Genomic DNA, 10,388 nt, shown 5'->3' on the forward strand with positions numbered 1-10,388 from the left:
TTGACGCGACCGACAAGGTCCTCGGACGAGTAGCCAGCGAAGTTGCTCTCCGTTTGCGCGGCAAACACAAGGCCATTTATACGCCTCACGTCGATACCGGTGACTTCATCGTCATCATCAATGCAGCCCAGCTGCGCGTCACCGGCGCCAAGTCGACTGACAAGATTTACTACAGCCATTCCGGTTACCCAGGTGGCATTTCTGCCATCTCGTTCCGCGACATGCAAGCCAAACACCCAGGCCGCGCTTTGGAAAAAGCCGTCAAGGGCATGCTGCCCAAGGGCCCGCTCGGCTACGCCATGATCAAGAAGCTCAAGGTGTACGGTGGTGCTGTGCACCCACACACCGCCCAACAGCCTAAAGTGCTGGACATCTAAGGAGTATCCAGATGATTGGTGATTGGAATAATGGCACCGGCCGTCGCAAATCCAGCGTCGCACGTGTGTTTCTGAAAAAAGGCTCCGGCCAGATCAAGGTCAACGGTAAAGACATCACCGAGTTCTTCGGTCGTGCTACCTCGATCATGATTTGCAAGCAACCCCTGCTACTGACCAACCACGCCGAAACTTTCGACGTGATGGTGAACGTGCACGGCGGTGGCGAGTCCGGCCAGGCTGGCGCAACCCGCCACGGCATTACCCGCGCCCTGATCGACTACGACGCAACTCTGAAGCCAGAGTTGAGCAAAGCCGGTTTCGTGACGCGTGATGCACGTGAAGTGGAACGTAAGAAAGTCGGTTTGCACGGTGCTCGCCGTCGCAAGCAGTTCTCCAAGCGTTAAGCTTCGCTACTGCGACACAAAAACCGCCAAGCCCTCGGGCTTTGGCGGTTTTTGTTTTTTTAAAAGACCGCTTTGCCGTCACCGGCAAATTGCAATGCCTACTCCCTTTGTCGGGAATTGAAGTAGCATCGCCACATTGATAACGGAGCACCACATGAGCGCACTTGCCGAAAACATCCAGACCGAAATGCCCACCCCCATTGTCTTCACCGACAGTGCTGCCGCCAAAGTGGCCGACCTGATCGCCGAAGAAGGCAATCCGGATCTCAAACTGCGGGTGTTTGTGCAGGGTGGCGGTTGCTCCGGCTTCCAGTACGGCTTCACGTTTGACGAGATCACCAACGAAGACGACACCACCATGACCAAAAATGGTGTTTCCTTGCTGATCGATGCCATGAGCTACCAGTACCTGCTGGGTGCCGAGATCGACTACAAAGAAGACCTGCAAGGAGCGCAGTTCGTCATCAAAAACCCCAACGCCACCAGCACCTGCGGCTGCGGCTCCAGCTTCTCCGCTTAAACGCTGAGCGTGTCCAAAACAGCCGCCCGAGGGCGGCTTTTTCGTTGGTGAAATAGAACTATGCAAGACGACGCATCCAACCAACGCCTGTTGTGGCTGGTCGCCATCGGGTTTTTCATGCAGACGCTGGATGCCACCATTGTCAACACCGCCTTGCCCGCCATGGCGGACAGCCTGGGGGTGAGCCCGCTGCGCATGCAGTCGGTGGTGGTGGCCTATTCGCTGACCATGGCCATGCTGATTCCTGCCTCGGGCTGGATGGCCGACCGTTTTGGCACCCGCCGTCTGTTTGTCGCGGCGATTGCCTTGTTCACGCTGGGTTCGCTGTTTTGCGCCGTCTCGCACAGCCTGACGCAACTGGTTATCTCACGCGTGGTGCAGGGCGTGGGTGGCGCTTTGCTGCTGCCGGTGGGGCGACTGGCGGTGCTGAGGGCCTTTCCGCGCGAGCAATTTTTGAAGGCTATGAGTTTCGTGGCCTTACCCGGTTTGATTGGCCCGTTGATTGGCCCCACGCTGGGCGGCTGGCTGGTGGAATACACCACCTGGCACTGGATTTTCCTGATCAACCTGCCCGTGGGAGTCATTGGCTGCGCGGCCACGCTGGCGTTCATGCCTGAAGGCCTGCGGGTGGTGTCTAGGCGATTTGACCTGGGCGGCTACGTGATGCTGTCGTTTGGCATGGTGGCTTTGTCGCTGTCGCTGGATGGCCTGTCGGAGTTGGGGCTGCGCCAAGCCTCTGTGCTGGTGCTGCTGATGTTTGGGCTGGCCAGTCTGGTGGCGTACTGGCTGCATGCTATGCGCCAGCCCGACCCCTTGTTTTCACCCCGTCTGTTCGATATTTCGTCGCTCACGATTGGTCTGCTGGGCAATCTGTTTGCGCGCATCGGCAGCAGTTGCATGCCGTTTCTGATTCCCCTGCTGCTGCAGGTCAGCATGGGCTATTCGCCTGCCCAGGCAGGCATGATGATGTTGCCGGTGGCCTTGGCCGGTATGGTCACCAAGACGCTGGCCACCCGGCTCATTACCCGAATGGGCTACCGCAAGGTGCTGGTGCTGAATACTTTGCTGGTAGGGCTGGCCATGGCCAGCTTTGCGTTGGTGACGCGGGAGCAGCCGCTGTGGTTGAAGCTGGTACAGCTGGCGATTTTTGGCGCGGTGAATTCGATGCAATTTACCGCCATGAACACGGTCACCCTGAAAGACCTGGACGGCCCGCTGGCCAGCAGTGGCAACAGTTTGTTGTCGATGGTGCAGATGCTGGCGATGAGTATGGGCGTGGCGGCTGCTGGGGCTGTGCTGGCGGGCTTTACCGGTCATTTTGAGGGGGCGGGTTCGGCGCAGACCTTGAATGCCTTCCACGCCACGTTTGCGACTATGGGGTTGATGACGCTGGCCTCGGCCTGGATTTTTTGGCAGTTGTCACCTGACATGCGGGTGACTACGGCCGACAGTGCCGTCAGCCACACCGAAACGCATTGATAACCTAACCCGGGTAGACCGCGCCCAGCACCCGTTCGCCGCGGGCACCGGTCACGCTGGCCAGGTTGCCTGGCTGGCCCAGCACCGTTTGCCGGGCCAGCCAGGCAAAAGCAGCGGCCTCGACCTGCAAGGGCGGCAGGCCGTGCGCTGCAGACGACTGCACTTGTATCCCCGGCAGCAAGGCCTGTAGGCGTTGCATCAGATAGCCGTTTAAGGCACCGCCGCCGCACACAATCAGCTGATTGCTATTTTTTCCATAGCTACTCATGCAGGTGGCTATTGCGCTGGCGGTCAATTCGGTCAATGTGGCTTGCACGTCCACCGGGGCGAGTTCGGTAAAGCCCTGTAGCTTGCTAGCCAGCCAAGCCGGATTGAACAGGTCGCGGCCCGTGCTTTTGGGTGGGGCTTTGGCCAGGTAGGGCTCGTCCAGCAGGGCGGCCAGCAGGGCGGGCTGCACCGTGCCGCTGGCGGCCCAGGCACCGTTTGCGTCATACGGCTGGCCGGTGTGCAGCTGGCACCAATAGTCCATCAAGGCGTTGCCGGGGCCACAGTCAAAGCCCAGAATCTGCCCGTCCAGGATGCTGAGGTTAGAGATGCCGCCAATGTTCAGCACCGCCACCGTTTCGCCCGCGCGCCCAAATACCTGCTGGTGGAAGGCGGGCACCAGTGGTGCTCCCTGGCCACCCGCCGCCACATCGCGGCTGCGGAAGTCCGCCACGACGGTGGTGCCGGTCAGCTCAGCCAGCAGCGCTGGGTTGTTCAGTTGCAAGGTGTAGCCCGTGCCGCCGAATTCTTGCGGGCGGTGCCGCACCGTCTGGCCGTGTGCACCGATGGCCTCGACTTGTGCGGCGTGGGTGCCGGACTGTTCCAGCAGCAGCTGTACCACCTCGGCATACACAGCCACCAGCCCATTGGCCGCTAGGGCGGCGCGGTGCAGTTCGTTGTCGCCGGGTGTGTTGAGATCCAGCAATTCGGCCTTCAGTGCGGGCGCGAACGGTCGGGTAGCGTATTGCCGCACCTGCATGCGGTCATCCATAAAGTCCACCAGCACACCGTCCACGCCGTCTAACGAGGTACCCGACATCAGGCCGATGAACAGATTGCGCACCGGATTAATCTGCGCTGGCTTGCTGTATCGACGTAGCCGCCGCCAGTTGTTGGCGCATCACGGATGAGAGCTGGTTGAAGGCGGCCTTGGCCGCAGGCGACACTGGCTGGCTGTCATTCTGGCGGGCGACGGTCAATGGGTCCTGGTGCACACCGTTGACACGGAACTCAAAGTGCAAATGCGGTCCGGTCGCCCAGCCGGTCATGCCAACGGCACCGATATGGTCACCTTGGCTGACAGTCTGGCCGACGCGCACGTTGATCTGGCTCAGATGCGCATAGACGGTTTCGTTATGGCTGTTGTGCTTGATGATGATGACGTTGCCGTAGCCGTTTTGCACCCCGGCAAACTCCACTACGCCGTCACCCACGGTGCGCACGGGCGTGCCGATGGCTCCGGCGTAGTCCACACCCAGGTGGGCTTTCCACTGCTTCAGGATGGGGTGAAACCGCATGCTGAAACCGCTGGTGATGCGTGAGAACTCCACCGGCGAAGCCAGAAAGGAGCGGCGCAGGCTCTGGCCGTCCAGCGTGTAGTAGCTGCCTTTTTGGCCCGGCTCGGCAAACCACATGGCTTGGTAGGTTTTGCCGTTGCTGTAGAACTCGGCACTCAGTACGCGACCGGTCCGCAAGACTTGGCCGTCGGCTTCGGCGGTTTCATACACCACTGAAAAATGGTCGCCCTTGCGCAGGGCGCGGTGAAAATCGATGTCACCCGAGAAAATTTCGGCGATCTGGGTCGCCACCGCGTCGGGGATATTGGCCTCGTCGGTGGCGGCAAACAGCGAACTGCGGATGGTGCCACCCGCCAAGCGGCTGGTGTTTTGCAGCGCGGCTTCTTCAATGCGCGATCGGAAGCCCTGCGCGGTTTTTTCGACCACCAAACGTTCAAAAACGCTGTCGTTGCCGGGGTTCCAACGCACGCTCAACTGGCGCAGTGCATGGCTGTCGCTGGCTTCGGCATTGACCACGCGGCCCGCCTTGCCCAGCAGGGCCTTGCTAGCCAGCGCGTCGCTGCGTAAAAACGCCACGGCTGCCGCATCGTCAACACCCAGCCGCTGCAGTAAGGTCGCTGCCGTGTCGCTAGAGCGCGTGGTTTCGGTGCGGAACAAGTTGAACGTGTGGCTGTCCAGCGCATCGGCCTGGTCTTGCAGGGCCAGCGGCTGCACCGCCTCGGAAATCTGGTGGACGGGGAGGTCAGCGGCATCGGGGCCGAGGGACGCAACGGCAAATGCACCACCGCCTCCGCCCAGTAAAAGAGCTGCCACCAGCGCGGTGAGGCGCTTAGGGTGGCGTTGCAACAGAGAAATCAAGCGATCGCTGACGGATGAAAAACCGTGGTTCAAAACGGGGGTTCCTAACGAATGTGGGTGCTGTGGCGCAATTTGGATATCGTGTGCGCGGCCTGCAAGTTCAGTGTGGGGGCGGCCTATCAGGCAACGCGCCACTAAAATCAGGGGTTACAGCGAGTCCGCGAGTATAACGGTGCCCTACGTGGGCCACAACCGATAAAGCACTGAAAAACCCTTATGAATCAACCCGCACACGTAAAGCCTAGTGGCTCATTTCCTGTAACAGATCGTGTGAAAGAAGCCCTGGCGGTGTCGCTGCGCGGCTGTGACGAGCTGATTCCTCAGGAAGACTGGGTCAAGAAACTGGCCCGCTCCGAAGCCACCGGCACGCCGCTGCGCATCAAATTGGGCCTGGACCCGACCGCGCCCGACATCCACATCGGCCATACCGTGGTGCTCAACAAAATGCGCCAACTGCAGGACCTGGGCCACACGGTGATCTTTTTGATCGGTGACTTCACCAGCATGATCGGCGACCCCTCGGGCCGCAACAGCACCCGCCCGCCGCTCACCGCCGAGCAGATTAAGGTCAATGCCGAGACCTATTACAAGCAGGCCAGCCTGGTGCTGGACCCGAGCAAGACCGAGATCCGCTACAACAGCGAATGGAGCGACCCGCTGGGCGCGCGCGGCATGATCCAGCTAGCCTCGCGCTACACCGTGGCCCGCATGATGGAGCGCAACGACTTCCACGACCGCTTCCACGGCGGCCAGTCGATTGCGGTGCACGAGTTTTTGTACCCGCTGATGCAGGGCTACGACTCCGTGGCCTTGAAGAGCGACCTGGAGCTCGGCGGCACCGACCAGAAGTTCAACCTGCTGATGGGCCGCCACCTGCAGGCCGAATACGGCCAGGAGCCGCAGTGCATCCTGACCATGCCGTTGCTCGAAGGCCTGGACGGCGTGGAGAAGATGTCCAAGTCCAAAAACAACTACATCGGCATCAGCGAAGCGCCCAACAGCATGTTTGCCAAGGTGTTGAGCATTTCCGACGTGCTGATGTGGCGCTGGTACACCCTGCTGTCTTTCAAGAGCGAGGCCGAGATCGCCGCGCTCAAGGCCGAAGTCGAAGGCGGCCGCAACCCCAAAGATGCCAAGGTTGCCTTGGCCAAGGAAATCACCACGCGCTTTCACAGCGCCGCCGCCGCCGATGCCGCTGAGCAAGATTTCAACAACCGCAGCAAGGGCGGCGTGCCGGACGAGATCGCCGATGTGGCCGTGCCGCTGGGCGAGGGCGGTGCGGCGATCGGGATTGGTGCGCTGTTGAAAATGGCCGGGCTGGCCGCCAGCAGCGGCGAAGGCAACCGCCTGATCGACGGCGGTGGCGTGCGGGTTGATTCCAGTGTGGTCAGCGACAAGGGCCTGAAGCTGGGCGCGGGCAGCTACGTGGTGCAGGTCGGCAAGCGCAAGTTCGCCAAAGTGACCGTGGCGTAGCCGTTGTAACCTCCATTTTTAAAGGACTGTGATGCCCCGTACGCCCCATTTTGTGAAGCAGATAGCCGCCGTGTGCATGCTGGCGGGGCTGGCCATGGCCGCCCAAGCGGCCGAGATCGCGGTGCTGAGCGCGGGGGCCATTGAGCCCGGCCTGCGGGCGGCGGTGGCGGCCTATGACGCACAAACCGGACACCACACCCGCCTGACTTTCAACACCGCACCGGCGTTGAAAAAGCGCATGGACGGCAACCCCGCGTTCGACGTGGTCATCGCGCCGCGCGCGGTGATCGGCGAATTTGCCGCTGCCAGCAAACTGGCCGAGACCCGCGCCAATGTCGGTCGGGTCGGTATGGGCGTGGCCGTGCGCGATGGCGCGCCGGTGCCCGATATCCGCAGCGCCGAGGCGCTCAAACAGGCCGTGCTGGATGCGGATTCGTTGGTGTTCAACCGGGCATCGACCGGCCTGTACCTCGAAGGCCTGCTGAAAAAATGGGAGGTCTCCGCCCAGGTTGAGGGCAAAACCAGCCGCTACCCTGACGGCGCGGCGGTCATGGAACACCTGCTCCACGGCCAGGGCCGCGAGATCGGCTTTGGCGCCATCACCGAAATTCTTCTGTACCGCGGCAAAGGCCTGACCCTGGTCGGGCCGGTGCCGGAAGCGGTGCAGAACTACACCGCCTACACCGCTGCGCCGCTGGCATCCGGCACGCAGCAGGCGCTGGCGCAAGAGCTGCTGGCCTTTTTGGCCGGGCCGGTGGGCAAGGCGGCGTTTGTGGCCGCAGGCATTACCGACTAAACGCCCCGCGTGAAAGCCATTCTTCAGCGCGTCGCCCAGGCCCGCGTCGAGATTGCCGGGCAGGTAGTGGGTGCCATCGGCCCTGGTCTGCTGGTGCTGTTGTGCGCTGAGCGCCTGGACACCGACGCGCAGGCCGACAAGCTGCTGGCCAAAATCCTCAAGCTGCGCATCTTCAGCGACGCGGCGGGCAAGATGAACCGCAGCCTGCAAGACGTGGCCGGTGGCCTGCTGGTGGTCAGCCAGTTCACGTTGGCGGCCGATGTGGCAGGCGGCAACCGGCCCAGCTTTACCGGCGCGGCTGCACCTGACGAAGGACGGCGTTTGTACGACTACTTTGTTGCCCAGGCCCGGCTAGCCCACAACCCCGTGCAGACCGGGCAGTTTGGTGCCGACATGCAGGTGCACCTGGTCAATGACGGCCCGGTGACCATTCCTATCCAGTTCTAGCGTCAGCGCAGAAAGATCTCCACCCGGCGGTTGCGGGCTTCGGCCACGCCGTCGGCGGTGGGCACGGCCAGTTGGCGCTTGCCCCGGCCCCGGGCTTCGATCAACTCCGCCTGTACCGACTGTGGGTCTTGTAGCAGCATCTGGCGAACTTGCTGGGCGCGTTGCAGTGACAGCGCATCGTTGGCAGCATCGTCGCCTTGCGCATCGGTGTGGCCGATAACCAGAATGTCGGCCCCGGCGCGCTGGTGGGCTGCGGCCACCACTTTCGCCAGATCGGCCTGCGATGCAGGGGTCAGCAGCGTGCCCCCGGCTTCAAAGTAGAGGATGAAGTGTTCGGGCGGCGGCGGCATGGCGCTGAACAGCGCCGGGTAGGCCTGCTGCACGGTGGCCAGGTCCAGCGTGTCTTGGGTGGGTTCCTGGCCCCGCACGACCATAGCGCGCTGGTAGGGGATGGACAGGGTTTGGCGGGCGGTGCCCGACACCACCACCACCGACGACGGCGAACCGTCGGCCTGGGGCAGCAGCACCACTTCTGTGGAAGGCGGTGTGGCACGGCCGGCCAATAGCGCGATGACCAGACCGCCGATGGCGAGGATGGCCGGGCCCATCATGGCTTACCCCCTTCCGCGTGGACGACAAAGTCGGTGCCCAGCACGCCAATCACCGAGGTCGGTGTGGTGATCTTGACGGCATCGGGGTGGCCCTTGCCGACCAGCCCGGTGACCATGCGCAGGCTGCCACGCAGCAGGCTGATGAACAGATTTCCTTTTTGCGTGGTGCCGTTGAAGGCGAAGCTGGTGATGTCGAGTTGGCTGTGCGGGCCCAGCACCAGGGTGGTGCCGTCGCGCATCACCACGCTGGCCGCGCTGTCGGCGCCGGTAGCCAGCATGTCGGCCTCGGCCACGGGGTCGCCGGAATGGGCCGGATGCGGGCCCTGGGCGTTGGTGACCGTCACCGTGCCCTGTACGATTTTGAGCGTGCCTGCGCGGGCGGCATCGCTGCTTTGGGCACCGGCGGTGCTGCAGCACAAGACCAGCGCCAGAGTGGATACAAAAAGTCGCATGGTGCTATCCCGTTTATGCCGCATAGGGATCGGCGATGCCCAGCCCGGCCAGGATTTCGGCTTCATAGGCTTCCATCGCATCGGCATCTTCTGCGCTGGTCTCGTGGTCCCAGCCTTGCGCGTGCAGCGTGCCGTGGACCAGCAAATGGGCGTAATGGTCTTTCAGCGACTTGCCGTTCTCTAAGGCTTCGCGGGCGACCACGGGGGCGCACAGCACCAGATCGGCAGTGACGACGGGCTCCTGCGTGTAGTCGAAGGTCAGCACGTTGGTGGCGTAATCCTTCTTGCGGTAGCCGCGGTTCAGGGCCTGGCCTTCCTCGGCATCGACGATACGCACGGTGATTTCGGCATCCACGGCCAGCGCGTGGCGAATCCAGCGGGCCACGCTGTGGCGCGGCAGGGCGGCGCGGTGGGGAGCCGCGTCGGCGAGCGTGCCGAATTGCAGCGAGAGTTGCAGATTTTTAAGCATGTTTTAGGGCTCCAGCGCATATGGAACCTGCGCAGGAGGCTATCAAATGTGTAGTATTACGGCGCGGCGCGTTTGCGCGGTGCGGGGTCGGTATCGGACTTGCCCCGGGTGTCGTAGGCATCCACGATGCGGGCCACCAGCGGATGCCGCACCACGTCGGCGCTGGTGAAGCGGCAGATGGCGATGCCCTTGGTGCGGCGCAGCACCTGCTCGGCGTCGATCAGGCCGCTGGTTTGCGTTTTGGGCAGGTCGATCTGGCTCACGTCGCCGGTAATCACCGCCTTGGCCCCAAAGCCGATGCGGGTCAAAAACATCTTCATCTGCTCGGGCGTGGTGTTTTGCGCCTCGTCCAGAATGATGAAGGCGTTGTTCAGCGTGCGCCCGCGCATGAAGGCCAGCGGGGCCACTTCAAGCGCATTGCGCTCAAAAGCCTTTTGTACCTTTTCGGGCCCCATCAGCTCGTACAGCGCGTCGTACAGCGGGCGCAGATACGGGTCAATTTTTTGGTTCAGGTCGCCGGGCAAAAAGCCCAGCCGCTCACCGGCTTCCACCGCCGGGCGGGTCAGCACGATGCGTTGCACGGCGCTGCGTTCCAGCGCATCCACGGCGCAGGCTACCGCCAAATAGGTCTTGCCGGTGCCTGCCGGACCAATGCCGAAAGTGATGTCGTGCTGGGCGATGTTTTCCAGATACGTGGCCTGGTTGGGCGTGCGGGCGCGCAGGTCGGCGCGCCGGGTTTGCAGCGATTGGCTGTCCACGCCCTCGCTGGTGTCGGTGGCCAGCATCAATTGCACGGTGTCGGGGCGGATCGGGCGGGCGGCCTGCTCGTACAGCGCCTGCAGCAGCTCCAGCGCCTGCTGGGCCTTGGGCTTGGGGCCGTCGATCTTGAATTGCTCGTGGCGGTGGGCGATGGTGATTTGCAACGCCGCTTCGATGGTGC

At 62.6% G+C, this 10,388-nt stretch carries 13 protein-coding genes; 7 read left to right on the forward strand and 6 right to left on the reverse strand.

From position 1 onward, the window contains the following. From rplM to mdtD, 4 genes are all read left to right on the forward strand, one after another. Positions 1-377, forward strand: a 377-nt coding sequence (rplM, locus tag ABI213_RS02960; protein WP_348026055.1) for a 50S ribosomal protein L13, incomplete at its 5' end; no start/stop codon positions are given. An 11-nt stretch (positions 378-388) separates the two neighbouring features. Continuing rightward, a complete protein-coding gene (gene rpsI, locus ABI213_RS02965; RefSeq protein ID WP_295960582.1) occupies positions 389-781 on the forward strand; it encodes a 30S ribosomal protein S9 in 393 nt (130 codons plus the stop codon). A 154-nt stretch (positions 782-935) separates the two neighbouring features. Continuing rightward, a complete protein-coding gene (erpA, locus tag ABI213_RS02970; protein ID WP_092758362.1) occupies positions 936-1,301 on the forward strand; it encodes an iron-sulfur cluster insertion protein ErpA in 366 nt (121 codons plus the stop codon). Between the two features lie 60 nt (positions 1,302-1,361). Further along, entirely contained in the window at positions 1,362-2,780 is a 1,419-nt protein-coding gene (gene mdtD, locus ABI213_RS02975; protein WP_348005898.1) for a multidrug transporter subunit MdtD, read from the forward strand. 4 nt (positions 2,781-2,784) lie between these two features. Here the strand turns inward: mdtD and ABI213_RS02980 are convergent, their stop codons facing one another. Further along, complete coding sequence (locus tag ABI213_RS02980; RefSeq protein ID WP_348005899.1) at positions 2,785-3,888, reverse strand: anhydro-N-acetylmuramic acid kinase; 1,104 nt, start codon at positions 3,886-3,888, stop codon at positions 2,785-2,787. A 4-nt stretch (positions 3,889-3,892) separates the two neighbouring features. Next, positions 3,893-5,191 (reverse strand): M23 family metallopeptidase, encoded by a 1,299-nt coding sequence (locus ABI213_RS02985; RefSeq protein WP_348026065.1) that lies wholly within the window; start codon positions 5,189-5,191, stop codon positions 3,893-3,895. A 225-nt stretch (positions 5,192-5,416) separates the two neighbouring features. Here ABI213_RS02985 and tyrS point away from each other — a divergent pair, with 225 nt between their 5' ends. Genes tyrS through dtd form a run of 3 tightly spaced genes read left to right on the forward strand, consistent with a single transcriptional unit; the run spans position 5,417 to position 7,916 of the window. Continuing rightward, on the forward strand, positions 5,417-6,673 hold the full coding sequence (tyrS, locus tag ABI213_RS02990) for a tyrosine--tRNA ligase (protein WP_348026057.1): 1,257 nt from the start codon (positions 5,417-5,419) through the stop codon (positions 6,671-6,673). Positions 6,674-6,704: 31 nt separating this feature from the next. Continuing rightward, positions 6,705-7,469 carry a substrate-binding domain-containing protein gene (locus ABI213_RS02995; RefSeq protein ID WP_348006528.1) on the forward strand — a complete coding sequence of 255 codons (765 nt, stop codon included), beginning with the start codon at positions 6,705-6,707 and terminating at the stop codon, positions 7,467-7,469. 9 nt (positions 7,470-7,478) lie between these two features. Then, on the forward strand, positions 7,479-7,916 hold the full coding sequence (gene dtd / locus ABI213_RS03000) for a D-aminoacyl-tRNA deacylase (protein ID WP_348006529.1): 438 nt from the start codon (positions 7,479-7,481) through the stop codon (positions 7,914-7,916). Positions 7,917-7,918: 2 nt separating this feature from the next. On the opposite strand, the gene ABI213_RS03005 is transcribed toward dtd, so the two are convergent. From ABI213_RS03005 to ABI213_RS03020, 4 genes are all read right to left on the reverse strand, one after another. After that, positions 7,919-8,527, reverse strand: a complete 609-nt coding sequence (locus ABI213_RS03005; protein ID WP_348026059.1) for an OmpA family protein — start codon at positions 8,525-8,527, stop codon at positions 7,919-7,921. Continuing rightward, a complete protein-coding gene (locus ABI213_RS03010) occupies positions 8,524-8,979 on the reverse strand; it encodes a FecR family protein (protein WP_348006531.1) in 456 nt (151 codons plus the stop codon). Before ABI213_RS03010 ends, ABI213_RS03005 begins: the two co-directional genes overlap by 4 nt. 13 nt (positions 8,980-8,992) lie before the next feature. After that, complete coding sequence (gene ybeY, locus ABI213_RS03015; RefSeq protein ID WP_348026061.1) at positions 8,993-9,448, reverse strand: rRNA maturation RNase YbeY; 456 nt, start codon at positions 9,446-9,448, stop codon at positions 8,993-8,995. 56 nt (positions 9,449-9,504) lie between these two features. Beyond that, the coding region (locus ABI213_RS03020; RefSeq protein WP_348026063.1) for a PhoH family protein at positions 9,505-10,388 on the reverse strand (884 nt) is incomplete at its 5' end.

The organism is Rhodoferax sp. (assembly GCF_039922535.1).
Taxonomy (GTDB): Bacteria; Pseudomonadota; Gammaproteobacteria; order Burkholderiales; family Burkholderiaceae_C; genus Rhodoferax_B.

Bases quoted from the DNA above. Each gene is read 5' to 3' on its own strand.
- ABI213_RS02995 (WP_348006528.1), top strand. From the start codon at position 6,705: ATGCCCCGTACGCCCCATTTTGTGAAGCAGATAGCCGCCGTGTGCATG.
- tyrS (WP_348026057.1), top strand. From the start codon at position 5,417: ATGAATCAACCCGCACACGTAAAGCCTAGTGGCTCATTTCCTGTAACA.
- ybeY (WP_348026061.1), bottom strand. From the start codon at position 9,448: ATGCTTAAAAATCTGCAACTCTCGCTGCAATTCGGCACGCTCGCCGAC.
- ABI213_RS03010 (WP_348006531.1), bottom strand. From the start codon at position 8,979: ATGCGACTTTTTGTATCCACTCTGGCGCTGGTCTTGTGCTGCAGCACC.
- ABI213_RS03005 (WP_348026059.1), bottom strand. From the start codon at position 8,527: ATGATGGGCCCGGCCATCCTCGCCATCGGCGGTCTGGTCATCGCGCTA.
- rpsI (WP_295960582.1), top strand. From the start codon at position 389: ATGATTGGTGATTGGAATAATGGCACCGGCCGTCGCAAATCCAGCGTC.
- erpA (WP_092758362.1), top strand. From the start codon at position 936: ATGAGCGCACTTGCCGAAAACATCCAGACCGAAATGCCCACCCCCATT.
- mdtD (WP_348005898.1), top strand. From the start codon at position 1,362: ATGCAAGACGACGCATCCAACCAACGCCTGTTGTGGCTGGTCGCCATC.